Here is a 26,263-nt window from a genome sequence, read left to right as displayed (position 1 = left end):
AAATGTTTTCTGACAACAAAAAACCAAGAACTATGAACGAAATTGGCGCACAACCTAACAGAATTTCCAAGCACACAAAAATTAAAGGTGATATAGAATCTGAAGCAGATTTTAGAATCGATGGAAAATTAGACGGTAACGTAAAAACTACCGGTAAGGTAGTTATTGGTAAGGATGGCTATATTCATGGCAAAGTAGAATGTGTAAATGCTGATATTGAGGGAAGCTTTAATGGCGAACTTTTAGTGTCCGATTTACTTTCATTAAAGTCTTCTGCGGTAATAGAAGGTACCGTTTCGGTAACCAAATTGGCGGTTGAGCCCGGAGCTACGTTCAATGCTTCCTGTACCATGAAAGGTAAAGGTGGTTCTTTGAACAGTTCTTCAAGTAGCTTTAAATCATCGTTAAGCAACAGTTCTAGTACGAGCAATGAGCCAGCAAAAGCCTCATAATGATTCAAATTTAATACGTACTGCGGCCAGTTTTTCGGGTATTGCCATACAAATGGGTGCTACTATCTATTTAGGCAATCTTTTGGGGGCCTGGTTAGATGTAAAGTTTGAAAAAACGTTTCTAGAGGATACATTTACTTTACTTGCCGTATTTTTGTCAATGTATATCGTCATCAAAAAAGTGATCACATTAAATAAGTAACATTGATAAAGCAAATAGTACAATATATAGTCGTGTTCATTTTGGTGGGCACGACTTCTTTTTTTCTACATCAGTTTTTATTGGCAGATACTAATTTGGACTTTAGGGCACTGCTCAAAAAAGCCTATATCTTTCATTTTATTTTCTCTTTATCGGTAATTATTGCCTTTCAACTGCTCTCCAAAAACGAAAAAGTTTTTGTTCAATTGGGTTTTATTTATATCGGGCTTTTAGTATTTAAAATTGCCGCTTATACTGCTATGTGCTACCCACAACTTATGGGAGATCAGTATTTACCGAGATTTTACAGGGCTTCACTTTTAATTCCCGTGTTTGTTTTTTTAGGCTTGGAAGTCTTTTTTGTTTCAAAAATTATGCAGCGTAGATAGTTTCAAAATTTTATGGAATAAAAATGCTTTGTATTACGGCAAGATTACCTACTTTTGCGCAAAATTTCAGGAGCATAATTTTTTGATAAAAAATAATGAAGGAAGTTTCAAAAATGATCAGAACACTAGTTTTACTTTGTACACTATGCATTTCTCTTCAGGGTTTTGCATTCTCTGAAGGAGGTGATGAAGGGGCGGTAGACACAAAAGATGAAGTGAATGCATACATTTTGCACCACATTAAAGATGCTCATGATTTTCATTTGTTTTCATATACGGGAGACAATGGCGAGCGTAAGCATGTAGGCTTTCCATTGCCGATCATTCTTTGGTCTAGCAATGGGTTGGTGACTTTCATGTCTTCTGAATTTCATCATGACGATGCCGGAAAGGTTATAGTAGAGAAAGGTGGATCCAAATTCGTAAAGCTTCACGGCAAGATTTATGAGTTAAATGCGGGAGCTTCCGAGGTTCAATTTGATGAACATCACCATGCAGAAAATGCAGCTAAGGTTTTGGATTTTTCAATCACTAAAAGTGTTTTCGGAATTTTATTGGTTGGACTTTTAATGCTTTGGGCATTCTCTTCATTGGCCAAACAATATGCTAGCAAAAAAGTACCTACAGGATTCGGTAGAGTTTTGGAGCCTTTGGTAATTTATGTTAGGGATGAAATTGCTAAGCCAAACATTGGCGAGAAAAAATACAGAAAATTTACAGGATACCTTTTAACCGTGTTTTTCTTTATATGGATTTTGAACCTTTTAGGTTTAACTCCGTTAGGTTTCAATGTAACCGGTCAGTTGGCCGTTACCGCTGCTTTGGCAATTTTCACTTTAATTATCTATACGTTTAGCGGAAACAAAGATTACTGGATGCACATGTTGTGGATGCCGGGTGTTCCTGTTTTGATCAGACCTGTTCTTGCTATTATAGAATTGGCCGGAGCTTTTGTAATCAAGCCATTTTCATTGTTGGTGCGTTTGTTCGCGAACATATCTGCAGGACACATTGTAGTAATGAGTCTAATTGCGATCATGTTTACACTTAAGGAGAGCCTTACCGTCGGGGGAGCTACAATCTTGTCGTTGGTACTATCGTTTTTCATTACATTGATAGAGGTGTTGGTCGCCTTTTTGCAGGCTTATATTTTTACCATGTTATCGGCATTGTTTATTGGTATGGCTGTTGCGGAACACGACCATGAGCATGAGCACGATGCAAACGGACATGAAATTCCGGATGCGGAAGACGTTAGAGGGGATTTCATCTAAAAGAGAGTTTTTTAATTTAATTATATAAATCAATTACTATGTACAACTTAATTGGAGCTGGTTTAATCGTAATCGGAGCAGGTATCGGTCTTGGTCAAATTGGTGGTAAAGCAATGGAAGGTATTGCTCGTCAGCCAGAAGCAACAGGAAAAATCCAAACTGCGATGATTATCATTGCTGCACTTTTAGAAGGTTTGGCATTCGGTGCCTTGTTCTTAGGAAAATAAGAACTACAAAACCCAAAGACATTTTCCTGCAACGGTTGGTTGCAGGAAATGTTTTAATCAAGTTTAGAATTTTAAGGTAATATTATATATGGAAACTTTATTAAACGATTTCTCGCCAGGCCTTTTCGTAGTTCAGACAATATTATTGTTAGGGTTGATTTTCCTATTGGTGAAATTTGCATGGAAACCGATCTTGACTTCTTTGAACGAACGTGAAGAAGGTATTCATGGTGCATTGGAGGCTGCTGAAAAAGCGCGTGCAGAAATGCAGAACTTGCAGGCTGATAATGATAAGTTATTAAAAGAGGCCCGTGCAGAGCGTGAGGCTATGTTAAAAGAAGCTCGTGAAATCAAAGATAAGATGATTTCGGATTCTAAAGAGCAGGCTAAAGTAGAAGGCGATAAAATGTTGAAGCAAGCTCAAGCTGCTATTGAAAGCGAAAAGAAAGCTGCTGTTGCCGATATTAAAAATCAGGTAGCTGAACTTTCTGTAGAGATTGCAGAGAAGGTTTTAAAAGAACAACTATCCAACAAGGACCAACAATTAAAGTTGGTTGAAAGTATGTTGGGTGATGTTAAATTGAATTAAGTAGCTATATTGCTCTTTGTTGTGCCAATGGTTTTTGCGCAACAGGACAATAAAACAAAATAAAAGATGAGCGATTCTAGAGCAGCAATACGTTACGCAAAAGCAGTCTTGGACCTAGCGGTTCAAAACAAGGCTACGAGTGCAGTTGAGAAAGACATGCGTTCGGTTGTGGCAACTATTGCCGATAGTAAGGAGTTGAGAGCAATGTTGGCGAGTCCCGTAGTAAATGGGGAAACCAAGAAAAAAGCTTTGGCCGCTGTATTTGAAGGCAGTGATCAAATTACCCTTGGTGTAATCAATACGCTTGCTGCGAACAAAAGAATATCTATTTTAAACGAGGTTGCTTTAAAGTATATTATTCTTAATGAAGATTTGAAAGGAGAAGGAGTGGCTTACGTTACTACCGCTGTGCCGTTAAGCGCAGACCTTGAAAAGAAAGTTCTTAAGCAAATAGCTCAGATAACCGGTAATGCCGTTACCATCGAGAATAAAATTGATGAAAGCATTGTTGGAGGATTTGTATTGCGTGTTGGCGATTTGCAATATGACGCTAGCATTTCAAACAAATTGAATAATATTAAACGAGAGTTTACAAGTAGTTTATAATAATAACAAGGGCTTAGGATGTATTTCTTAAGTTCTAGGTCTTATATCTATAAAAATGGCAGGAGTAAAAGCCGCTGAGGTATCAGCAATTTTAAAGAAACAATTATCAGGATTTGAAGCCACCGCTACATTGGATGAGGTGGGAACTGTACTGCAGGTTGGTGATGGTATCGCCAGAGTCTACGGTCTATCTAATGCCCAGTACGGGGAATTGGTAGAATTCGAAGGCGGCCTTGAAGGTATCGTTCTTAACCTTGAAGAAGATAACGTTGGTGTGGTTCTTTTAGGACATTCCAAGTCTATTGGAGAAGGTGCTACGGTAAAACGTACCCAGCGAATTGCTTCTATCAAAGTAGGTGAAGGTATCGTTGGCCGTGTGGTAGACACTTTGGGTAACCCTATAGATGGTAAAGGACCTATTGCTGGTGATACTTATGAGATGCCATTAGAGCGTAAAGCTCCTGGTGTAATCTTTAGAGAGCCGGTAACTGAGCCTATGCAATCTGGTATTAAGGCAATTGATGCAATGATTCCTGTTGGCCGTGGCCAGAGGGAGCTTGTAATTGGTGACCGTCAAACTGGTAAAACTACCGTTTGTATCGATACCATTTTGAACCAAAAAGAATTTTATGATGCTGGTGAGCCGGTATTTTGTATATATGTTGCTATTGGCCAAAAAGCCTCTACTGTTGCTGCCATTGCGCAGACATTAGAAGATAAAGGTGCTATGGCATATACAACTATTGTTGCTGCTAATGCTTCCGATCCTGCACCAATGCAGGTATATGCTCCTTTTGCAGGTGCATCTATCGGAGAGTATTTCCGTGACACAGGTCGTCCAGCTTTGATTATTTATGATGATTTATCAAAGCAAGCGGTTGCGTATCGTGAGGTATCACTTCTTTTAAGAAGACCACCGGGACGTGAGGCTTACCCAGGTGACGTTTTCTACCTTCACTCTAGATTGTTGGAGCGTGCTGCAAAGGTTATCAATGATGATGCAATTGCTAAGAACATGAACGATTTACCTGAGGTTTTGAAGCCTATGGTAAAAGGTGGTGGTTCGCTAACGGCACTTCCTATTATTGAAACACAAGCAGGTGACGTATCGGCATATATTCCTACGAACGTAATTTCTATTACGGACGGACAGATTTTCTTGGAGCAGGATTTATTCAACCAAGGGGTAAGACCGGCAATTAACGTTGGTATCTCTGTATCTCGTGTGGGTGGTAACGCTCAGATTAAATCAATGAAGAAGGTTGCAGGTACATTAAAACTGGATCAAGCTCAGTTCCGTGAATTGGAAGCTTTTGCGAAGTTCGGTTCAGATTTGGATTCTGCTACATTGAACGTTATTGAAAAAGGACGTCGTAACGTAGAGATTCTTAAGCAAGCTCAGAACGATCCTTACACGGTTGAAGATCAGGTAGCCATTATCTATGCAGGTTCTAAGAACTTGTTGCGTGATGTTCCTGTAGAAAAGGTTAAGGAGTTCGAAAGAGATTATTTGGAATTCTTGAACGCAAAACACAGAGATGTGTTGGATACCTTAAAGTCCGGTAAACTTACTGATGAAGTAACGGATACGTTGACTACGGTAGCTAAAGACCTTTCGGGTAAATATAGAAACTAGTACTAAGTACAGAGTATTGAGTGGGAAGTAACCATTAAAGGGTAAAACCATAGCTTGGATGCGGCCCACTCACTACTAAATACTATTTAAAGAATGGCAAACTTAAAGGAAATACGAAACAGAATATCGTCGGTATCATCAACGATGCAGATTACTAGTGCCATGAAAATGGTATCTGCCGCAAAGTTGAAGAAAGCACAGGATGCCATTACTGCAATGCGACCTTATGCCGATAAGCTTACGGAGCTGTTGCAAGGTTTAAGTGCTAGCTTGGATTCTGATTCTGGTAGTGTATATGCTGATAATAGAGAAGTAAAAAAGGTATTGGTGGTTGCTATAACTTCAAACAGAGGTTTGGCCGGTGCTTTTAACTCTAACATCTTAAAGCAATGTACTATTTTGCTTAATGAAAAGTATGCTGGCAAGCAGGTAGATTTTGTAGCCATTGGTAAAAAAGCCAATGATTTCTTGGTAAAGCGTTCAAAGGTAATAGCAAATCATAGCAGCCTTTATGATGATTTAACTTTTGACAATGTATCTGCCATTGCCGAAGATTTAATGGAGCAATTCACTTCAGGTAATTATGACCGTATAGACATCGTTTACAATAAATTTAAAAACGCTGCTACACAGATTGTAATGACTGAGCAGTTCTTGCCTATCGTGCCTATGGCCGGGGCAGATAACCTTAGCACTGATTATGTTTTTGAACCTTCAAAAATAGAAATTGTTGAGCAGTTGATTCCTAAGTCGTTAAAAACGCAATTGTACAAAGGTATCCGTGATTCTTTTGCCAGTGAACATGGTGCTCGTATGACGGCAATGCATAAAGCAACGGATAACGCAACCGAATTGAGAGATCAATTGAAGTTGTCTTACAACCAAGCAAGACAAGCGGCAATTACCAACGAAATCTTGGAGATTGTTGGTGGTGCGGAAGCGTTGAACAACTAATAGAATATATCAGCTTTGACTTAGTCATTGTAGATACGTATAGAATAGAAAACCCCACAGAAATGTGGGGTTTCTTTTTTTAGGATAGTCCCTGAGCATGCTTTATGCGTATGTATTGCCAAATACAATAAGATAACTATCATGAAAAAATACATCTATATTTTAGGATTAAGCTTATTTATCCTTTCGGGTTGTGGGTCTACCAAGAAATTGGAAACCACGGCGCCTTTTAGTTTAGGAGAAGCCTACGCTCAAAAATGGTCCATAAGTCAATCCCCAAAAGATGGCGGTTACGAGATAGTGGTTTCCGTGCTAAGTTTGGAGAACGATAATGCCAACTTAAAGAACGTCTACTATAATGGGAAAATGGCTCCTATTTCTATTGAATTAACGGATAAGGGCATTATAGGTATTGCAGAATTTGGAGCGGTTGTTGAAAGTCCTGAGGAATTTCCTTTTGATTTAACAGAGACACAAGCGGTCATTAGTTTTGTGCATAAGGAAAAGGTGAAATACTATCAAATCAACGGAATTCAACAGAACCTTCCCATTTCATATTCCAGTTTGGAAGAAAAAGAGGCCCGCTAGAAAAAAGAAAGATGGCGGGAGATTAACTTCACTTTGCTACATGCCTTTAAATAGGTACTTTTGGATTTAAATACAGCACTATTGAATCCGCTTAAAAAATTGTTCAAGCAAACGGCTATCTACGGTCTGGCCACTGTATTGCCCAGAATGATTTCTTTCTTTTTGGTAAGGGTGCATACAGATGCTATGCCCCCGGAGATATATGGTGAGCTAGCCGTTATCTTTGCATATTTTGCAATGTTCAACGTGGTACTGGCCTACGGAATGGAAACTGCTTTTTTTAGATTCTACTCCAAGTCCGCTGATAAGGAAACGGTAATATCTACTTCTCTAACTTCTATTTTGGGATCCACCATGCTTTTTATGGTATTCTCGTTACTTTTTCAGGACGGTATGGCAAGTATGCTCAATATTGACCCAAAATACATAAAGTACGTTATTTTTATTCTGTCTTTGGATGCCTTGGTAATTATACCTTTTGCCTGGTTGCGTGCCAATGAACGCCCCTTGCGATATGCGGTGGTCAAGATTTTAAATGTGGTCATCAATTTTGGTCTTACGCTACTTTTTCTTTTGATACTACCAAAAGTTGCCGAGACCAGTCCGGAAAGCTTTTTAGCAACGCTTTATAAGCCTAATTTTCAAATTTCATACATAATCATTGCGAATCTGGTAGCTAGCGCCGTGACGCTTCTATTGATGCTAAAACCTTATTTAATTAGTAAATACACTTTTGATAAGAAGCTCTGGAAAGAAATGATGAAATATGCTATTCCGGTTTTAATTGCAGGTGTGGCTTTTACCATAAACGAAGTTTTTGATAGGGTAATGTTGGAAGCGCTTTTACCCCAGGATATTGCCAATAAAGAAGTGGGTATGTACAATGCCTGTGTAAAGCTTGCCTTGTTTATGACTTTGTTCTCAACAGCGTTCCGTATGGGAATTGAGCCTTTCTTTTTTAGTCATGCCGGTACGGAGAATCCTCAAAAGGCGTATGCGCAGATAACCAACTACTTTGTAGTTTTGGGTAGTGTTATACTTTTGGGTGTGGTAGTCTTTGCCGATGTTCTTAAGGTGCTTTTTGTGAAGAATCCGGCCTATTGGGAAGCCATGTCCGTTGTACCCATTATTTTGCTGGCCAGTTTCTTTTTGGGTATTTATCACAACCTATCGGTCTGGTACAAGGTAACGGATAAAACCCGTTATGGCGCGCTTATATCAGTATTCGGAGCATTTATAACTATCGGTATAAATTATTTTTTCATCCCATATATTGGTTATATGGCCAGTGCCATTGCTACGGTTATGGCTTACGGTAGTATGATGGTGCTCTCGTATTACCTTGGTAAATCGCGCTATCCCGTTCCCTATAACTTTAGAAAAATACTTTTCTATTTAGGGGTTTCCATTCTTTTTTCCGTGCTGTCTTTTTATGTTTTCAATAGGAACTTAATTATTGGAGGTATCTTACTTTTGTTATATCTAGGTTTGGTATACAAACTTGAAAACGATAAGTTGAAACAGATTTTTCTTAGACAGAAAAGTTAACGAAGTAATAGAGACGGCCTAACCCAATAATCGTTGGCCAAAATCAAATTGAACATTTTACAATTAACACAATACTATGGAAATAAATATTATCAATAAATCACAACATAAGCTTCCGCATTATGAAACGGGTGCGTCTGCGGGAATGGACCTTAGGGCCAATATTACCGAGACGGTAACATTACAACCTTTGGAGCGTGCTATTATTAAAACAGGACTGTTCATAGAGCTTCCGGTTGGTTTTGAAGCACAGGTGAGACCTAGAAGCGGTCTTGCTGCAAAAAAGGGCATTACGGTTCTAAATGCGCCCGGTACGGTTGATGCGGATTATCGTGGAGAGATTGGTGTAATTTTGGTAAACTTGTCCAATGAAAGTTTTGCTATCGAAAACGGGGAGCGTATTGCCCAACTGGTCATAGCCAAACACGAACGCGCAGATTGGATAGAGGTTAACGAACTTTCCGAAACTTCAAGAGGTGAGGGTGGTTTTGGTAGTACGGGTGTAAAGTAGTTAATTCTATAGCAATGAAAGGTAGATGTTGTAAGATGAGAATAAGTCGGGTTATATCCACTTTCTTCGGGGGATTTTTTCTTATCGCCCTATCTACCTATGCCCAAGAGTCGCCTAATATTGATGAAACACAAAGTGCAGAGCTTTTTCTGGAGGACTATTCGGATGATTTTCAGGACAAATTTTTTGATGCCCTAAAGCAAAAGGGTATTGAAAATTACGATAGGGCCATTAACCTTATGCTCCAATGCAAACAATTGGATGAAAATAATACTGTGGTAGACCATGAACTGGCACAAATGTACCTCAAGGAAAAACAATATCCGGTTGCGGAAACATTTGCTTTAACGGCGCTATTGGCAGAACCTGATAATTTATGGTATACCAATACGTATGTAGAGATATTGCAAAAACAGCAGAGATCCGTTGAGAGCAATAAAGAGCAGTTGCCTTTTGATGAACCCAAGTTCAAGGAAAATTTGGCTTTGGTATATTATAGAAAGGGAAGGGCCAAAGCAGCAAAATCTATTCTGGAGCAGACTCCAAAATCTAGCTTTACGCAACAGCTATCCGTAAAAGTAGATGATTTAATAGAATCGCAACAGGCGGCTATTACCAGTAGTTCCTTTTCTGCTACCAACGTAAACAGATCGGAATCAGGTTCCGTTGAGCAATACAAGGCCCGTATTCAGGGCATGCTCAGAACCAATAATTATTTATCTCTAGATCAAGTTGCGGCAGAGGCTTTGGAAAGTTACCCTTCGCAACCCTATTTTTATTATGCCCAAGGTTATGCCTATAATAAAAAGGGCAAACCACGCGATGCTATTGAGGTATTGGAAACCGGACTGGATTATTTTGTAGGTGATATTGCATTGGCCAATAAGTTTTATCAAGAACTGGCAGATGCTTATAATTCCATTAACAATTCAGTCAAGGCAAATATGTATCTTCGTAAGATAAAACCCGGGTTTTAAACTTTACAAAGATTATGGCTTTACCCTTACGAATGGCCCTGCGTTTAACGGCGTTGGTCTCACTTACTTTTTTTATTTCTTGTAAATCTACCAAGGTTCTGGCCGATGGTAAGGTTGATGGCAATCTTTCGGCGAAAGCTATTGTTAAGAACCATTATGCGAATACAACCAATTTTAATACGCTAAGCGGGAAAATGCGAATAGATTATTCCGATGGCGAATCGTCTCAAGGGGTTTCAGTTAGCCTGCGAATGGAAAAGGATAAGGCTATTTGGATGAGTGCTCCACTTGGCATGGTAAAGGCATATATAACGCCGGGCAGGGTCTCCTTTTATAACAAATTGCAGAATGAGTATTTTGATGGAGATTTTGCTTATTTAAGTAAGTTTCTAGGAACAGAACTGGATTTTGAGCAGGTACAAAATCTGCTAATGGGCCAGGCGCTTTTTAATTTAAGGGAAGGAAAGTATGATGCATCTATTGTAAATGGGGATTATCAATTGAAACCTAAAAAAGCAATGGAACTCTTTAAGGTGATGTTTCAAGTAGAGCCCAAGAACTTTAAAATGGCAGCGCAACAACTCTCTCAGCCTCTAAAGAAGCGTTTGTTACAAATAAACTATACGGATTATCAGAAAATTGGCAAGTATATTCTTCCGCAACGTATTGCCGTTGCCGCTATTGAAGGTGAGGACCGCAATACGGTTGATATAGAATACAAAAATATAGAGTTTGATCAACCTATGAACTTTCCTTATAAAATACCAAAAGGTTTTAAAGAAATTACACTTACTGACGATGCGCGGTAATACCCATTATATTGCAATTTTCTTTTTTTTCTATCTCTTGGGATGGAACCCCGTTTTTGCTCAAAACGAAGAGCAGGAAGCGCTGGAAGCCAAGCGAGAGCAGTTGCAAAAAGAGATAGAACAAATCAACTATTTACTGTTTGACCAAAAGAAGAAAAAGGGTACGGTCTTAGATCAGATGGAGGCCTTGGACAACAAAATAAAAGTGCGTCAAGAGCTGATTAATGTGACCACGAAACAGTCCAACATTCTAAACCGAAAAATAAATGCCAACATAAAGGTCATTTCCGGTTTAAGGAAAGAATTGGATGAGCTTAAGGATGATTATGCTATGATGATCCAAAAGGGCTACCAAAGCAAAATTCAACAGAGCAAATTAATGTTTTTGCTGTCATCGGATGATTTTTATCAAGCTTTTAAGCGCATACAGTACATAAAACAATACACGGAATTTAGACGTAAACAGGGGGAGAAAATTGTTGTTAAGACCGAAGAACTTAGTAAGTTGAATCAAGGGCTTAGCGCGCAACGAAAGGAAAAGGACCGTTTAGTGGCCCAAAACCTAAAGGCTAAAAGGGCAATGACCCAAGAAAAAGAGGATCATCAGGCACTACTGGGAACGATACGTAAGAGCGAAACCAAATTTGCCGCACAAATTAGGGACAAGCAAAATCAGGCCAAGGAAATTGACCGTCAGATCGAGCGTCTCATTCGTGAGGCCATAGCGGCATCCAATAAGGATGCCAACAAAAAAAGTAACGACCCAAGCAAGTTCCTATTAACTCCGGAGGCGGCTATCGTGGCCAATAGCTTTACGGCAAATAAGGGTAGATTGATTTGGCCTGTTGAAAAAGGGTTCAAAAGCCAAGGTTTTGGGGTGTATGCAGATGCTATTTATCCTGGAATTAAACATCAGAGTAACGGTGTGGTCATTACCACGGACCAAGGGGCCAAGGCACGGGCTATTTTTAGAGGTGAGGTCATTGCCATACTTTCCATTCCGGGTGGTAATAAGGCTGTGCAATTAAAACATGGTAATTTTATCAGTACGTATTATAACCTCTCGGTCCTTTATGTAAAAAAGGGTGATAAGGTAGAAGCAAAGACGGATCTCGGAGAAATTTATACCAATCGGTCTAACGGTCAAACAAAATTGAAATTTTATTTACATCAAAACACTTCCAAGTTAAATCCTGAGGAGTGGGTGTACCAATTATAAACTTAAGAATGCTATGAAGAAGATAACAGACTTACAGGGAACATTTACGTTAAACAATAAAGTAGAAATGCCATACCTTGGTTTGGGCACGTACCAAGCGGATAATGAGCAAGAGGTAATAGATGCTGTCAAGAATGCATTGAATGGTGGTTACAGACATATAGATACGGCTTCGGCCTATAAAAATGAAGAAGGAGTAGGTAAGGGCATTCAGGAGAGCAATGTGGCCCGTGAAGAGGTGTTTTTGGTCTCTAAACTATGGAACGCGGACCAAGGTTATGAAAGCACCTTAAAAGCCTTTGAAGAGAGCCTGGAGCGTTTGGGTGTAGATTATCTGGATCTATATTTGATTCACTGGCCGGTTGCCGGAAAATATAAGGATACTTGGCGTGCCATGGAAAAGCTATATCGGGAGAAACGGATTAGGGCCATTGGGGTCAGTAATTTTTTGCAGCACCATTTAGAAGATTTACTGGAAACTGCAGAAATTGTTCCAACGGTAAACCAAATGGAGTTCCACCCCTACTTGGTGCAACAGGATTTAATAGGTTTCTGTAACGATAAGGAAATTCAGTACGAATCTTGGTCACCTTTTATGCAGGGAAAAGTTTTTGAAGGGCATTCCAATGATTTTGACCCACTTACTGCTAAATACAACAAATCTATTGCACAGATTATATTGCGCTACAATTTGCAGAAGGGCATTGTTGCCATTCCAAAATCGGTACATGAAAACAGGATCAAGTCCAATGCTGATATTTTCGACTTTGAACTGTCAGAAGCCGATGTAGTTTATCTAGATGGGCTGGATAAAGGTGAACGCAGCGGACCTGATCCCGATAACTTTGATTTCTAACAGAGGATTACTGTGTAAACAAAGCCTTTAGTTCTGTAGCTTCATTAGGCTTCATTTTGCCTGCCAGAACAAGGCTTAGCTGTTTTCTGCGCAGAGCGCCTTCAAAGCGTTCTTGTTCCAGTTTTGTCTCAGGTTCTAACGGAGGAACAACAGTAGGTCTTCCGGTATCATCTACTGCTACAAAGGTATATATGGCTTCATTGGCCTTGGATTTTTCGCCGGTAAAACGGTCTTCCATCCAAACATCAATATACACTTCCATAGAAGTTCTAAAAGCACGTGAAACGGCCGCTTCTACTGTAAGTACACTTCCCACGGGTACAGATTGGTTAAATGCCACATGGTTTACAGATGCGGTAACGGTAATGCGGCGGCTGTGGCGGCGTGCAGAAATACTAGCGGCACGGTCCATTCGGGCCAAAAGCTCACCTCCAAATAGGTTGTTTAAGGGGTTGGTCTCACTAGGGAGTACCATATCGGTCATTACGGTTCTAGAATCACGGGGATTTTTAGCCTGCATAAATCAATTTTTTGGCAAAGATACCTTTTTTAACGGGCACCAAAGAAGAACCTTTTCTAAGTTGTAAAAGGTAAATTTAAAAGCTTGAAAAATAAGCTTTTCAAAAAAAGATGGATGATACGAAGTTGGTTTTAGTGACCGGATTTTAACCAAGCGTCTTTTTGAGTGCGCTTAATTTCACGTAGTGCTTCCAAGGCTTTGTTAGAGTCCGTAAAACTATCGTAGGCAACCAAATATAGACCAAAAGGATTTGTACCTATATAAGAAGGATTAAAGCCCTTAAGTTTTAATTGCTCTATTTTCTTGTCTGCATTGGTACGGTATCTAAAAGCTCCGGCAATAATATGGTGCATACGCTTTTCCGCCAGCTCCGAAACCGCTTTTTTAGAAGTTTTTAGTGTAATTGTAGGTAATTCTAATGGCTGCGCATCAAAGAAGGTTGCTTCTTGAATACGTTTGGATACCTGTTGTTCCGCTTCTTGGCGGGCCAGTTGTTGGTTGTTTTCGTTGGATTTGTAAAATTGGAATCCGGTAACACCTAGAGTTAAAGCAACTAGCGCAACGGCCGCATATTTTAAATAAGGACGAAGCGTAAGCGTTTCACGTTTTTCAGGTGTAAAAGCAAACGGAATTTTTTCTTCAAGCTGAACAACTTCTTCTTTTAACGCTTCACGGGTAACCGGAGCGGAAACAAAAGAAGACATTCCAAAGGAAGATGTCAGGTAGTTTACATTGCCTGAAGGTTGAAATTGAATCTTATCTTCTGAACTGTACCATAGCGTTCCAATATCGGCCAATCTTAATTGATTGCCTTTTTTAAGGTCTGCTTTCCATTCACCTACAATTTCGCCTACTTCTTCAAGCATCTGCTCAAAAGAAACATTTTCTGCTTCGGCGGCATAGGAAACTAAAAGTCCGTCATTGGACAATAATTGTTGGTTGAATGAAACCGTTTTTACCGGAGGATAAAAAGTGTTGGTACTTTCATGTATAACAGCAGATTTTTGTTCGGTTAAAAATGCTCCGAAACCTGGCACAACTACACAGTTGTAGCGATACATTAACTCAGATATATAGCGTTCTAATCCCATATAGCGCAAATATGGAAAAAATTAAAAGGTCAGACCAGCCCCTACATAACTTTTTATTAACATTATAAAATGTGTATTTTGTGGATAACTTTGATGCATATATAAATGACTACAGATGAATTGCTTGCAGTATTACGTTTGCAAGGTGCCCCCAAAATAGGTGATGTAACTTTAAAAAAACTTATTGCACATTGTGGCAGCGCAACAGCTGTTTTTGAAGAAAAGCGCCAAAATCTTTTAAAAATAGATGGTGTTGGTACGCATGCTTTAAAAGGACTTTACGATGTAGAACACCAAGAGGCCGCAGAGGAGGAGTATGGGTATATTGAGAAAAACAGCATTGGGTTCTCTTATTTTTTGGACGAGGATTATCCCAGTTACCTAAAACACTGTATAGATAGTCCGGTATTGCTCTACAAAAGGGGAAATATCAACTTAGAGAACCGGAAACTCATTAGTATTGTTGGTACGCGTAAAATAACAAGTTATGGCACCGCATTTTGCGAAAAGTTCATTGAAGACTTAGCTCCGTTGAACCCCATAATCGTTAGTGGATTTGCCTATGGCGTGGATATTACTGCTCAAAAGGCTGCCGTAAAACACGGTTTACAAACTATAGGCTGTTTGGCACATGGCCTCAACCAAATGTATCCAAAAACTCATGAGAAATATATTCGTGATGTGGAGAAAAATGGTGGGTTCTACACGGAGTTCAGAAGTACAAGTAATCCTGACCGGGAAAATTTTTTAAAGCGAAACCGGGTTATTGCCGGTATGAGCGAAGCTACTGTAGTTATTGAATCTGCCGAAAAAGGAGGTAGCTTGGTTACCGCGGATATTGCCAACAGCTACAATCGGGATGTGTTTGCCGTACCGGGAAGAGCCCAGGATAAGTACAGCTCTGGGTGCAATAATCTAATAAAACAGCAAAAGGCACATATGCTGACTTCGGCCGCTGATCTGATTTATCTTTTGGGTTGGAATATTGCCGAGAAGGAGCCTCAAACTATTCAAAAGCAACTCTTTGTTGAACTTGAACCAACCGAACAGTCCATTTATGATTACTTACACAAAAACGGAAAGCAATTGTTAGACAGCATAGCTTTGGAATGCCGGTTGCCTATTTTTAAAGTGTCGTCTACCTTATTGAATATGGAAATGAAAGGAGTTATCCGTCCATTGCCCGGAAAACTGTTCGAGGCCATTTAACAAAAATTGAAAAATGATAGAGAAGACTACCGACTGGCTAGTCTGTAAATAGGTTTGATACGAGCTTAAAGTAGGTTCTTAAGGGCTTTATCGATGAAAAACCTCTTGAAAACGAGACAATTTTTGATTTCCTAAATGCCGTACAAAAACAAAACCGACTCTAAAGTCGGTTCTGTTAAAATTTAATAACCAAGTTTTTCACGTACTCTTTCCAGTACGCCATCGGCAACTTTGCGGGCTTTTTCGGCACCTATGGCCAATGCTTCGTCTACTTCTTTAGTATTGTTCATGTAGTAATCATACTTCTCCCGTGCATCACCAAATTTGTTTACGATTACTTCGTAAAGGGCTTGTTTGGCATGGCCATACCCGTAGTTTCCTGCAAGGTAGTTGGCACTCATTTCTTCAATCTGTTCTTGAGAGGCCAATATTTTGTATAAGGCAAAAACGTTGTCGTTAGTCGGGTCCTTTGGTTCTTCCATAGGCGTACTGTCCGTCTGTATGCCCATAATCTGTTTCCTTAGTTTTTTATCAGTTTGAAAAAGATTGATCAGGTTGCCCCTACTCTTACTCATTTTCTCTCCATCGGTACCGGGAATGTACATGGTACTTTCCTGAACCTTACCTTCGGGCAGAACAAAGGTTTCCCCTAGTTGCGCATGAAAGCGAGAAGCTACATCACGGGTAATCTCAAGATGCTGCATCTGGTCTTTTCCAACGGGTACAATATTGGCATCGTATAAAAGAATATCCGCGGCCATTAACATAGGGTAGGTAAACAATCCGGCGTTAACATCCTCCAAGCGGTCTGCCTTGTCCTTAAACGAATGTGCCAAAGTCAATCTTTGAAACGGAAAAAAGCAACTTAGGTACCAAGAAAGCTCAGTAGTTTGTGGGACATCGCTCTGTCTATAAAAAACAGTTTGGTCTATATCCAACCCAAAAGCCAACCATGTTGAAGCTATGGCATAGGTGTTTCTACGTAATTCTTCCGCATTTTTAATCTGGGTGAGCGAATGCATATCCGCAATGAACAAAAACGATTCGTTCTTTGGGTCTTGCGCCATTTCTATTGCGGGCATGATTGCGCCTAAGATATTTCCTAGGTGTGGAGTGCCCGTGCTTTGTATTCCTGTTAAGATTCTTGCCATTTGCTTATTTTCAAAGAAGCCCAAAGATAAAAGAAATGCATTATACCTCGTAAAATTGTTACTTTTGATTTTATGCCCGGAATACTCAAAAAAATTGGCTACACCCTGTACCGCATTTGGTTCTATATTTTAGTAGCTCTGCCCATCCTCATATTTTTTCCTTTTTTGTTGCTGACTACGCTTAGCGAGAAGTGGTATCCACAGTTTTTTTGGTTGGCACGGAACCTATGGGCCACCCCAATTTTGTACGGTATGGGTTGTCCACCAAAGGTGATTTTTGAACAGAAGATAGAAAGGCGAAAGAGCTATATGTTGGTGGCGAACCATACCAGTATGTTAGATATTATGTTGATGCTCTACATTAGCAGAAACCCTTTTGTTTTTGTGGGCAAGAAAGAACTGGCGAAGATTCCGCTTTTTGGTTTTTTCTACAAAAGGGTCTGCATTATGGTAGACCGTTCGGATGCCAAGAGCAGAACGGCGGTATATAGACGTGCTCAAAAGAGGTTGGGCCAAGGATTGAGTATCTGTATTTTTCCAGAAGGAGGTGTACCGGATGACGAGCGTATTCTTTTGGACGATTTTAAGGACGGTGCTTTTAGAATGGCCATAGCCCATAAAATACCGGTGGTTCCTATGACCTTTCATGACAATAAAAAGCGATTCTCTTTTTCGTTCTTCAGTGGTGGCCCAGGCCGCACTCGTGCCAAAGTGCACCAATTTTTCGAGACCGATAATCTCTCCGAATCCGATAAATCAAGCTTAAGAGAGAACATAAGAAAAGTAATTCTAAAAGAACTTCAGTCCCAATAATAGCCTTTTGGATCTAGTACAGGATATATGCTAGGGACAAAGCGGAAATGAATATCCAAAGAAGCAATGCCAAAAGCACGGGGCGTACTCCCGTTTTCTTTAAATCACCAATAGAAATTGTTGAACCTACAAGAAATAATGTCAATACTAAAAGATGTTTGGAAGTGGCAACTAAAAACCCCGTAGCAGGTGCGGGAATAAGATGATAACTATTCACAATTATGGCCCCTATAAAAAGTAGAATGAAGTAAGGCATTTTTACTTTTTCACCTTTTGTTTTAAAAATGAACATAGAAAGAAGGGACAATGGTATAATCCAAAGCATTCTAGAAAGTTTTACCGTTGTGGCTATTCTCAAGGCTTCATCACCATAACCAATGGCCGCACCTACTACAGAGCTGGTATCATGTATGGCTACAGCACACCAGAGCCCAAATTGATGTTGAGTTAGGTGCAGGTAATGACCAATTGCCGGAAAAACGAACAATGCCACAGAATTCAATAGAAACACAACGGCGAGCGCAATGCTAATGACCCTGCTTTTAGCATTTATTACAGGAGATATAGCCGCTATGGCACTACCACCGCAAACTGATGTTCCGGAAGTAATGAGATGACCTAATTTGGTGTCCAGTTTTAAAACCTTTGTGAGTAAAAAACCAAGGCAAACGGTCAGGAGAATTGATAAAAAAGTTAGGGTGAAGCCTTCTTTGCTTGTTGCTAAGGTTTCTTTTAAAAACATACCAAAACCTAGACCCACAACAGATATCTTTAGAAAGGTATGTATAGCCTTGTGGCAATATGCTTTAAAAGGGTTGTTAAAAAAAAGGGTGAATCCAAAACCGAGTAGCAGGGCAGTTGGGCTATTGACCCATCCGCTGAAAACGATAAGTGCTATACCTAAAAATACTGCTTTTGCCACTCTATCTTTCATACCATCATATTTTTTTGATGTTACAAAAGTAAGCCCGTTAAATTACTTTTAAGCAATTTAAAATGCTATATGAAATAACTAAAAGTTATAGTTGTTCCGTGCGAATTTTTGAAAGTAGTCCATTACATTAGATTGGTAACCTGTTCTTGATACAAAATAAAACCATCGTTCAATGGTAATATTTTTAATGTCGATGATTTTTAGCTTATTGGAAACGAGATCTTCATTTAACGCATGAACGGAGAGCAATGCAAAAGTGTCAGAATGGTAGAGGTAGTTTTTTATGGCTTCGGTACTGTTAAGGGTTACAATACTGTTCAGCTTTTTAATATTGTGTTCCTTAAGAAAGCTGTAGATAATTTCTCGGGTTCCGGAGCCCATTTCACGCTCTATCATGGGCAGTTTTTGCAGTACGTCCGTACTTATGGTATTTTGTTTAAAAGCACTGTTCTTAACGCTGGTAACCAACACTATTTCATCTTTTATAAACTTTTCATAATGAAGTTTTCTATTGGTGTTGCTGCCTTCGGTTATACCAAAATCTAATTTTTGGTTGAGTATAAACTCCTCAATTTCTTCTGAATTACCGCTTTTAATATCAAAATTGGTGTGTGGGTGCTGTGTTCTGAATTTGGCAATGATTTTTGGCACAATATGGTTCACCAAAGTAGTACTAGCGCCAAAATGAATGGCGTCTGGAATATGTTCTTTTTGATGTAAAAACTGATTTTCAATTTCTGCATGAATCTCCAATATTCTATTGGTGTAAACCAAAAAAGCTTTTCCATCTTCAGTAAGTTCAATGGAATTTCGCTTTCGCAGGAAAAAGGTCGTCTTGTATTCGTCCTCTATACTGCGGATGGCTTTGGAAACTGCAGGTTGGGATATAAAGAGTTGCTCTGCCGCTTTAGTAAAACTAGAGTGAATGGCTACCGTTTTAAAAATCTGTAGTTTCTGTTTCATCAGTTTAAATAAAAGAATAGTTCCGCTTTAGAAACTGTTTGTACGGCAGGCCTTTAAAATTTAAAATTGAGACCACTGTATACCCCAACAGAAAAAGGCCTAAAATCTCCGGATACATCTGAAAAGGTATTCAGTTGATATTTAAAAACCGGCTCTACATTAAAACGTATTTTTGGTGTGAACTTGTAATTGACACCAAACCCAACATTGGTACTAAAGTTTACGGAATTTATGTTGTTAGCTTCACCTATTTCTGTAGTTAGTTCACCAGAAGTTAAGGTCACGGAATTATCTATTAAGAACAGCGAACTAACACCGCCCAGAATATTTAATCCAAACTTACGGTCAATTAGTGCGTAATCCAACTCCAGAGGCACCTCTAAATAACCAAATTGCTGTGCCATAGTCCCGCTTCGTTGATTGCTGTTGGCGTTGGTCACTTCAAAGGCAAACATGGCATCCGAGTTCGACAAGCTGTTAAAATTACTGTTTTGGCCCGTTACTACTATGTTTTTTGCAGTACTGGCATAATCAATATTCTTTAGTTTGTCAGTTGAAGCTTCTTGCAAGGTAGATGAAAAGCCAACATCGTTGGTGTCGTACCCATAGTCTACTTTATTTATTCCTGAGCGAATACTCAATTTATCGTTTAGGGCATAGGCCACGGTAAGGCCGTAACTAAAATTGGTGTTACCGGATTTTGAGTTCTCATTAAAAATGGAGTTGACCGGTGAACCTTCGCCAATAGCGTTATAGTACACTGGGGCAACATTGGGCCCTGCGGACCAACGACCTGTTTTTTCTACAGTTGCAATCTCCTCTTTGGCTTCAATCTCATCAAAAATGGATTTCTTTTCCTGGGAAGATTTTTTGGGTAAGTCTGTGTTGCTTTCGGCTACTTCAGTATGTAAAACCGAGTTTTGCGCGTCGCTCTTATTTGTTTTAAGGTTTACAGAACCCTGTTGTTCGGCCTTTGCCAAATCTGTAGATTCCATTTTATCTCTAATGGTAGAACCTGTTTTTTGATTTGTCGGGGAGTCAGCTGTGTCAGGCGAATCAACACCTGTCTCATTACTTACAAGTCTGGAATCAGTAGGGCTTTGATCCTGTTGGTTGGTCTCGTTTTTCGTTTTTAAAGCATCCTTAGTTTTGTTGCTCTGAGCTAACTCTGTGCTTTTAGACGGTGAAATATTCTGATTTTTAAGCGTGCGCTTTTCTACGGTCTGTTCATCTTTTTCTAAGCCTGAACTTTGAGTGTCATCATTTTCTTGAGTGTTGGCGTAGGATTCAACATTCTGCTTTTTTTCTGGGTCAATTTTAGCATCGGAAGAAACTACATTACTTTCCTTTTCGGACGAATTTAAAATAAACTCATTGGTATTTTTTTTGCTATTGTCGGGTAGCTCTTCATTTTCATCAGTATTGGTTATACCGTTGGAATCTATGGTTTGTGGAGAGGTTGGATAGAACGCCAAAAGCGCAATGACCAAAGCTGCCGCTGCACCACCCAGAGTCCACCAGATAGGAATGACCCTTTTCTTTTTCTTCTTGTCCAAAGAAGCCTCAATGGCGTTCCAGACTCTATCGCCCGGAACTTCCTCAAAGTCGCGAAACTTCTCTTGGAACAGATTATCTATATTTTTTTTACTCATTATGCAATGCTTAGGTACTTGGTATTTTGTTTTTTTGATGTACTATTTTTCAAGGGTCATACACAAAATCCTATCAAAAGGAAGATGAGCAGACCAATGATGGCTTTGTTCTTTGTAATCTCTATTTTTTCTTTTAATAGGTTTCTGGCTCTGGCCAGATTACTTTTTGAGGTGCCTTGGGAGGTACCTAAAAGTTCACTTATTTCTTTATGGGTATATCCATCAAGAACATATAGGTTAAACGTAAGACGGTATTTGTCCGGAAGCTCCTGTATATGTTTTAACAAGGTGTCCAGACTTAGGTTCTCATAGTCGCCATCTACTTCTGGTTCTATTTCCTCGGTATTTTCAGTTACTAAGCTTAAATGTTCTTCCTTACGGTATTTTTGAAGAACGGTGTTTACGGTTATACGTTTTAACCAACCTTCAAAAGAGCCTTTGTGTTTAAACTGTCCAATTTTTTCATAGATAACCATAAAACTGTCGTGTAGGTTGTCTTCCGCTTCCGTTCGGTTGCGGGAATACTTAAGGCAGATACCGAACAACGTACGGGAATAGTCCCGGTACAATTGTTCCTGTGCCTGTCTGTTTCCTTTCTTACAGTTAATTATGAGCTCTTCTAGACCCAATTGGCATTGTATTATTAAAGCATGTAAACTACGTGCTTGTTTTTTAGAAATAGTGAATGACTAAGGTTAAAGATAATTATTCTTTTACAGGTACTTCTATTTCTAAAAATTCAGGTTCCCCTGCGGAATCGTCACCAGTATAGAATCTGAAAATATACGGTTTGGTATAAAGTACTTCAAATTGAAAAGCGTCCTGCAGACTGTCGTTCATCTCAATACATTCCTCTTTGTCTAGTATAATACCAATTGCGGATATGGTTCTAATTTGGGTAGAGTCCGTAAACGAACGTTTTACATCAAACTGGTCCATTAGCGTACAATCATTTGGCCTTAGGATGTTTACATCTACATTGTATACGCGTCCTAGTTCAAATGTATCCGGTAAACTTGCTCCGGTAATATTGAGTGATGTATATTGAAAATTTACGCCGTCATCATTAAGGCTGCAAGATGCAAGGGCAAGTGCACAGGCTAAACCAAAAAGTTTAAGGTATGATTTCATGGTAATGCATTTTATTTACTAGATGAAAAATACGGGCAAGGGTTGCGTGGAGTGGTTCTATACTAGCAATAAAGAGTTACGCCGCTAAAAACAACGGTTGATTGTTGCTATTAGCGGCGTAATAATAAGGTAGACCCTTTTAGTTTATTCTTTTAGCGCTTTTATGGCTGCCCTGATTTTTGCATCTAGTTCTTCAAAAAGTTCTGGGTTGTCCAATAATAAGGACTTTACGGCATCACGACCTTGCCCTAGTTTGGTGTCGCCATAGCTAAACCATGAACCGCTTTTCTTGATGATTTCATATTCAACACCAAGATCAATGATTTCACCAACTTTAGAGATTCCTTCACCATACATAATATCAAACTCCGTTGTTCTGAATGGTGGAGCTACTTTGTTTTTCACGACTTTTACTCGGGTCTTGTTCCCTTGAACACCTCCGTCCGTATCTTTGATCTGTGTAGATCTACGAATATCTAGTCTAACCGAAGCATAGAATTTTAAGGCATTTCCACCTGTGGTAGTTTCTGGATTACCGAACATTACCCCAATTTTTTCACGTAGCTGGTTAATGAAAATAACCGTACAATTGGTTTTGCTTATAGATCCGGTAAGTTTACGTAATGCCTGAGACATTAACCTTGCATGAAGACCCATTTTGGAATCTCCCATCTCACCTTCTATCTCACTTTTAGGAGTCAATGCGGCAACGGAGTCAATAATAACAATATCAATCGCGCCCGAACGAATCAGGTTATCGGCTATTTCTAAAGCTTGTTCCCCGTTATCCGGTTGAGAAATGATAAGGTTGTCTATATCTACACCAAGTTTTTGCGCATAAAAACGGTCAAAAGCGTGCTCAGCATCAATAAATGCTGCAATGCCCCCATTTTTTTGGGCTTCGGCAATGGCGTGTAAGGTCAAAGTGGTCTTACCTGATGATTCAGGACCGTAAATTTCAATTACCCTACCTCTTGGATAACCGCCAACGCCCAAGGCTATATCAAGACCTAATGAACCGGATGGGATTACTTCAACATCTTCTACTACGCTGTCGCCCATCTTCATTACGGCACCTTTTCCGTAAGTCTTGTCCAACTTATCCAAGGTTAACTTTAGGGCTTTTAGTTTTGCATCTTTTTCCGAGCTCATATTTTCTTTTTTTTAAGGGATGCTAAATTAGCATTTCTTTTATCATAATGCCAGTTCTTAAGTTCATTTTCTGAAAATGGGGCGTATGTTTTTAGAGGATATGCAATACAGTGTTTTTTAAAATAATTGATAAATGCTGTAAGGCTAAAGCTTGGTATACGTCTAAGGGATAAGTGTTTGTTAAAATAGTTGTTTCCTTAACGCAACTTTTAGGTTGGTTTGGTATCTTATTAAAAATACTGTTCCGATTGTAATCGGAAACTAACTCAAACAAGCTTCCCTTTTTAGTGTTAGGGAGCAATGGTGGCCACTTCCTTTTTTATGTATTTTAAAGATGCTATGAAAAAGAAAAAAATGGAATGGTCAATAAAGAGTCTTGATTTTATCAAGGCTCTTTTTTTATGGTCTAGGGTGATTTAGCGGCCCAAATTCTGCCCACAGAAAAGAATTATCTATAATTGTTATCTTTGCGGACTTAGAAAATTCTTTATAAACTTAAAACATTGGTATAGCATGCAACTGTACAATAACTTAAGTGCAAAAGAAAGGGCGGCTCTTATTGAAGAAGCCGGTCAAGAACGTTTGACTATCTCTTTCTACAAATATGCACAGATCGGTAACCCCGAAATATTCCGAAACCACCTATTTATCAATTGGAACGAACTTGATGTTCTTGGCCGTATTTACGTTGCCAACGAAGGTATAAATGCGCAATTATCCGTTCCGGCCGAAAATTTTGAACGTTTTAAGGCTCATTTGGATAGCATTACCTTTTTGGAGAATGTACGCCTAAACATAGCTATTGAACAGGATAACCTTTCATTCTTGAAATTGAAAGTTAAGGTTAGGAATAAAATTGTTGCAGATGGTCTAAATGATACCACTTTTGATGTTACCAACAAGGGTATTCATGTAGGAGCGGAAAAATTTAATGAACTTATTGAAGACCCGGATACCATTTTGGTAGACATGCGTAACCATTACGAGAGCGAAATAGGTCATTTTAAAAATGCCATTACCCCAGACGTAGATACGTTTAGAGATTCTTTGGATATTATTGAGAAAGACCTGGCAGACCATAAAGAAGATAAAAAATTGGTCATGTACTGTACCGGTGGCATACGGTGCGAAAAAGCAAGTGCCTACTACAAGCACAAAGGCTTCAAACAGGTGTACCAATTAGAAGGAGGAATTATTGACTATACCCGTCAGGTAGAGAATAAAAAACTTGAGAATAAATTTTTAGGAAAGAATTTTGTTTTTGATCATAGACGTAGCGAACGTATTACGGACGATGTTATCGCCAATTGCCACCAATGCGGCAAGCCTTGCGACAATCATGTAAACTGCGCTAATGAAGCATGTCACCTATTGTTCATTCAATGTGATGAATGTGCGAAAAATATGGACAATTGCTGTTCGGATAGTTGCCAAGAAATAAATGCTTTACCCTATGAAGAACAGAAAAAGTTACGCAAGGGAAAAGGGGCTAGCAACAAAATTTTTAAAAAGGGGCGATCAGAAGTGCTCAAATTTAAGAAGTAGACTTTAAATTTTCTTATCGCCATATATCAAATGCGCCAATAACGTAACTATTGAAAGTGTAAGGCCCAGGACAGATACGCCTGTCCATTGGTAATGCAACCATGCAAGGGCGGCTAAAATTGTGCCTAGGGCACCTCCCAGAAAGAAAATGACCATGTACACTGTATTTATTCGGTTTCTGGCATGTTCGTTCCTGGAGAAAATAATGTTCTGGTTGGCAATATGGAGCGATTGTTGTCCAAGGTCTACCATAATAACACCTACTACAATGCCAATGATAGAATGATGGGAAAATAGAAATACTACCCAAGAAAGAATCAAAATTAGGGCAGATACAATTATGATTCGGTTTTTGCTCATTCGGTCACTTAGTTTTCCCACTACTGTGGCCGCTAGGGCACCAATAATACCAATCAGTCCAAAAGTTCCGGTAATGCCGCTTCCGTAGCCAAAATTATCTTCCATCAGAAACACTAAAGTGGTCCAAAAGGCACTTAATCCGGCAAATGAAAGTCCGCCTCTAAATGCGGCAAGACGCAAAGGAGGTTCGGTCTTAAAGAAATGCACGAGGGACTTCATTAGATCTAAATAACGACCCTTGTACACCGGTTCTACTTTCGGTAATTTAAATTTTAGTACCACAAATAAAACAAACATCATTGCAGTGGCCGCAAAGTACATGGTACGCCAGCCAAACTGCTCCCCAATAACCCCGCTAATTACACGGCTTCCAAGAATGCCGATCAGCAACCCGCTCATAACTATGCCTATGGCACGCCCTCTATTTTCCGCATTGGACAACTGTGCGGCCATGGGAACGAACAATTGCGGTAGGGCAGAAGTACATCCTATAAAAAAACTGGAAACGACCAGTAGCCATAAAGAGGTGGAAAATGCAGCGGCCAATAAGGACAACAGCATCAGTATAAAATCTATTTTCAATATTTTTTGACTGGAAACCATATCGCCCAGCGGAACAACGAACAGCAACCCGAACGCATAGCCCAATTGAGTGGACAGGGCCACATTGCTCACGGCAGATTCGCTAACTCCAAAACTTACGGAAATCATATGGAGCAAAGGCTGGTTGTAATAGAGGTTCGCAGCTACCAAACCTGCGGAGAGGCTCATGAGATAGAGAACGGTATTACTTAGCGTTTTTTGCTTTTCCATGAAAAGCGATCTTAGTTTTTTTTAAAGGAAGACAAATTTGGCGCAAAGGAACGAAGAACCTTCGTAAGTTGAGATAACTTTCTATCACATTA

Annotated in this window: 29 protein-coding genes; 19 read left to right on the top strand and 10 right to left on the bottom strand. The window is 39.4% G+C overall.

The genetic code is table 11. The annotated features are described in order from the left end of the window. Window positions 1-2: 2 nt before the first annotated feature. From H9565_RS01530 to H9565_RS01455, 16 genes are all read left to right on the top strand, one after another. Entirely contained in the window at window positions 3-452 is a 450-nt protein-coding gene (locus H9565_RS01530) for a bactofilin family protein (protein ID WP_215436624.1), read from the top strand. Beyond that, window positions 430-654, top strand: coding sequence for an AtpZ/AtpI family protein (locus H9565_RS01525; RefSeq protein ID WP_215436621.1), 225 nt, complete (start codon window positions 430-432; stop codon window positions 652-654). The genes H9565_RS01530 and H9565_RS01525 overlap by 23 nt, the downstream gene beginning before the upstream one ends. A 2-nt stretch (window positions 655-656) precedes the next feature. Further along, window positions 657-1,043, top strand: a complete 387-nt coding sequence (locus tag H9565_RS01520) for a DUF6168 family protein (protein ID WP_215436618.1) — start codon at window positions 657-659, stop codon at window positions 1,041-1,043. 95 nt (window positions 1,044-1,138) lie between these two features. Further along, window positions 1,139-2,317 carry a F0F1 ATP synthase subunit A gene (gene atpB / locus H9565_RS01515; RefSeq protein ID WP_215436615.1) on the top strand — a complete coding sequence of 393 codons (1,179 nt, stop codon included), beginning with the start codon at window positions 1,139-1,141 and terminating at the stop codon, window positions 2,315-2,317. A 38-nt stretch (window positions 2,318-2,355) separates the two neighbouring features. After that, window positions 2,356-2,544 (top strand): ATP synthase F0 subunit C, encoded by a 189-nt coding sequence (gene atpE, locus H9565_RS01510; protein ID WP_013993139.1) that lies wholly within the window; start codon window positions 2,356-2,358, stop codon window positions 2,542-2,544. Window positions 2,545-2,632: 88 nt separating this feature from the next. Beyond that, window positions 2,633-3,133 carry a F0F1 ATP synthase subunit B gene (locus H9565_RS01505; RefSeq protein WP_215436613.1) on the top strand — a complete coding sequence of 167 codons (501 nt, stop codon included), beginning with the start codon at window positions 2,633-2,635 and terminating at the stop codon, window positions 3,131-3,133. 66 nt (window positions 3,134-3,199) lie between these two features. Then, the gene (gene atpH / locus H9565_RS01500) at window positions 3,200-3,739 is read left to right on the top strand and encodes an ATP synthase F1 subunit delta (RefSeq protein ID WP_215436611.1); all 540 of its coding nucleotides are present in this window, start codon (window positions 3,200-3,202) and stop codon (window positions 3,737-3,739) included. A 55-nt stretch (window positions 3,740-3,794) separates the two neighbouring features. Next, window positions 3,795-5,375, top strand: a complete 1,581-nt coding sequence (gene atpA, locus H9565_RS01495) for a F0F1 ATP synthase subunit alpha (RefSeq protein WP_215436608.1) — start codon at window positions 3,795-3,797, stop codon at window positions 5,373-5,375. 93 nt (window positions 5,376-5,468) lie between these two features. After that, on the top strand, window positions 5,469-6,329 hold the full coding sequence (gene atpG, locus H9565_RS01490; RefSeq protein WP_215436605.1) for an ATP synthase F1 subunit gamma: 861 nt from the start codon (window positions 5,469-5,471) through the stop codon (window positions 6,327-6,329). 141 nt (window positions 6,330-6,470) lie between these two features. Continuing rightward, window positions 6,471-6,917 (top strand): putative periplasmic lipoprotein, encoded by a 447-nt coding sequence (locus H9565_RS01485; protein ID WP_215436603.1) that lies wholly within the window; start codon window positions 6,471-6,473, stop codon window positions 6,915-6,917. 81 nt (window positions 6,918-6,998) lie between these two features. Continuing rightward, a complete protein-coding gene (locus H9565_RS01480) occupies window positions 6,999-8,465 on the top strand; it encodes a lipopolysaccharide biosynthesis protein (protein WP_215438192.1) in 1,467 nt (488 codons plus the stop codon). A gap of 76 nt (window positions 8,466-8,541) precedes the next feature. Next, window positions 8,542-8,976 carry a dUTP diphosphatase gene (gene dut / locus H9565_RS01475; protein WP_215436602.1) on the top strand — a complete coding sequence of 145 codons (435 nt, stop codon included), beginning with the start codon at window positions 8,542-8,544 and terminating at the stop codon, window positions 8,974-8,976. A 35-nt stretch (window positions 8,977-9,011) separates the two neighbouring features. Continuing rightward, window positions 9,012-9,953, top strand: coding sequence for a tetratricopeptide repeat protein (locus tag H9565_RS01470; protein WP_215436599.1), 942 nt, complete (start codon window positions 9,012-9,014; stop codon window positions 9,951-9,953). A 14-nt stretch (window positions 9,954-9,967) separates the two neighbouring features. Then, window positions 9,968-10,762 carry a DUF4292 domain-containing protein gene (locus tag H9565_RS01465; RefSeq protein ID WP_215436597.1) on the top strand — a complete coding sequence of 265 codons (795 nt, stop codon included), beginning with the start codon at window positions 9,968-9,970 and terminating at the stop codon, window positions 10,760-10,762. After that, window positions 10,752-11,981, top strand: coding sequence for a murein hydrolase activator EnvC family protein (locus tag H9565_RS01460; RefSeq protein ID WP_215436595.1), 1,230 nt, complete (start codon window positions 10,752-10,754; stop codon window positions 11,979-11,981). Before H9565_RS01465 ends, H9565_RS01460 begins: the two co-directional genes overlap by 11 nt. Before the next feature lie 13 nt (window positions 11,982-11,994). After that, window positions 11,995-12,837 carry an aldo/keto reductase gene (locus H9565_RS01455; RefSeq protein ID WP_215436592.1) on the top strand — a complete coding sequence of 281 codons (843 nt, stop codon included), beginning with the start codon at window positions 11,995-11,997 and terminating at the stop codon, window positions 12,835-12,837. A 7-nt stretch (window positions 12,838-12,844) separates the two neighbouring features. Here H9565_RS01455 and H9565_RS01450 read toward each other — a convergent pair whose 3' ends face one another. Both H9565_RS01450 and H9565_RS01445 read right to left on the bottom strand, forming a co-directional pair. After that, complete coding sequence (locus H9565_RS01450) at window positions 12,845-13,357, bottom strand: acyl-CoA thioesterase (RefSeq protein ID WP_215436588.1); 513 nt, start codon at window positions 13,355-13,357, stop codon at window positions 12,845-12,847. Window positions 13,358-13,488: 131 nt separating this feature from the next. Continuing rightward, the gene (locus H9565_RS01445; protein WP_215436585.1) at window positions 13,489-14,448 is read right to left on the bottom strand and encodes an HU domain-containing protein; all 960 of its coding nucleotides are present in this window, start codon (window positions 14,446-14,448) and stop codon (window positions 13,489-13,491) included. A 105-nt stretch (window positions 14,449-14,553) separates the two neighbouring features. Between H9565_RS01445 and dprA the strand changes: the two genes are divergently transcribed. Then, a complete protein-coding gene (dprA, locus tag H9565_RS01440; protein ID WP_215436582.1) occupies window positions 14,554-15,657 on the top strand; it encodes a DNA-processing protein DprA in 1,104 nt (367 codons plus the stop codon). A 182-nt stretch (window positions 15,658-15,839) separates the two neighbouring features. Here dprA and trpS read toward each other — a convergent pair whose 3' ends face one another. Beyond that, the gene (gene trpS / locus H9565_RS01435) at window positions 15,840-16,808 is read right to left on the bottom strand and encodes a tryptophan--tRNA ligase (protein ID WP_215436579.1); all 969 of its coding nucleotides are present in this window, start codon (window positions 16,806-16,808) and stop codon (window positions 15,840-15,842) included. A 72-nt stretch (window positions 16,809-16,880) separates the two neighbouring features. On the opposite strand from trpS, the gene H9565_RS01430 reads away from it, so the two are divergent. After that, window positions 16,881-17,621 (top strand): lysophospholipid acyltransferase family protein, encoded by a 741-nt coding sequence (locus tag H9565_RS01430; protein WP_215436576.1) that lies wholly within the window; start codon window positions 16,881-16,883, stop codon window positions 17,619-17,621. Window positions 17,622-17,634: 13 nt separating this feature from the next. Here the strand turns inward: H9565_RS01430 and H9565_RS01425 are convergent, their stop codons facing one another. From H9565_RS01425 to recA, 6 genes are all read right to left on the bottom strand, one after another. Next, entirely contained in the window at window positions 17,635-18,555 is a 921-nt protein-coding gene (locus tag H9565_RS01425; RefSeq protein ID WP_215436573.1) for a YeiH family protein, read from the bottom strand. A 78-nt stretch (window positions 18,556-18,633) separates the two neighbouring features. Next, window positions 18,634-19,518: a LysR substrate-binding domain-containing protein gene (locus H9565_RS01420; protein WP_215436570.1), complete on the bottom strand. Its 885-nt coding sequence runs from the start codon at window positions 19,516-19,518 to the stop codon at window positions 18,634-18,636. Between the two features lie 53 nt (window positions 19,519-19,571). Then, window positions 19,572-21,170, bottom strand: a complete 1,599-nt coding sequence (locus H9565_RS01415; protein ID WP_215436567.1) for an outer membrane beta-barrel protein — start codon at window positions 21,168-21,170, stop codon at window positions 19,572-19,574. Between the two features lie 56 nt (window positions 21,171-21,226). Continuing rightward, window positions 21,227-21,799, bottom strand: coding sequence for an RNA polymerase sigma factor (locus H9565_RS01410; RefSeq protein ID WP_215436564.1), 573 nt, complete (start codon window positions 21,797-21,799; stop codon window positions 21,227-21,229). Window positions 21,800-21,875: 76 nt separating this feature from the next. Beyond that, complete coding sequence (locus H9565_RS01405; RefSeq protein ID WP_215436561.1) at window positions 21,876-22,301, bottom strand: hypothetical protein; 426 nt, start codon at window positions 22,299-22,301, stop codon at window positions 21,876-21,878. 144 nt (window positions 22,302-22,445) lie between these two features. Then, window positions 22,446-23,453, bottom strand: a complete 1,008-nt coding sequence (gene recA, locus H9565_RS01400; protein ID WP_215436558.1) for a recombinase RecA — start codon at window positions 23,451-23,453, stop codon at window positions 22,446-22,448. A gap of 513 nt (window positions 23,454-23,966) precedes the next feature. Between recA and trhO the strand changes: the two genes are divergently transcribed. Next, window positions 23,967-24,998 carry an oxygen-dependent tRNA uridine(34) hydroxylase TrhO gene (gene trhO / locus H9565_RS01395; protein ID WP_215436555.1) on the top strand — a complete coding sequence of 344 codons (1,032 nt, stop codon included), beginning with the start codon at window positions 23,967-23,969 and terminating at the stop codon, window positions 24,996-24,998. A 3-nt stretch (window positions 24,999-25,001) separates the two neighbouring features. On the opposite strand, the gene H9565_RS01390 is transcribed toward trhO, so the two are convergent. Continuing rightward, on the bottom strand, window positions 25,002-26,171 hold the full coding sequence (locus tag H9565_RS01390; protein ID WP_215436551.1) for an MFS transporter: 1,170 nt from the start codon (window positions 26,169-26,171) through the stop codon (window positions 25,002-25,004). Window positions 26,172-26,263: the final 92 nt, after the last annotated feature.

The organism is Zobellia russellii (assembly GCF_018728565.1).
Lineage (GTDB): Bacteria > Bacteroidota > Bacteroidia > Flavobacteriales > Flavobacteriaceae > Zobellia > Zobellia russellii.
This window is presented reverse-complemented; position numbering and strand designations above follow the sequence as displayed.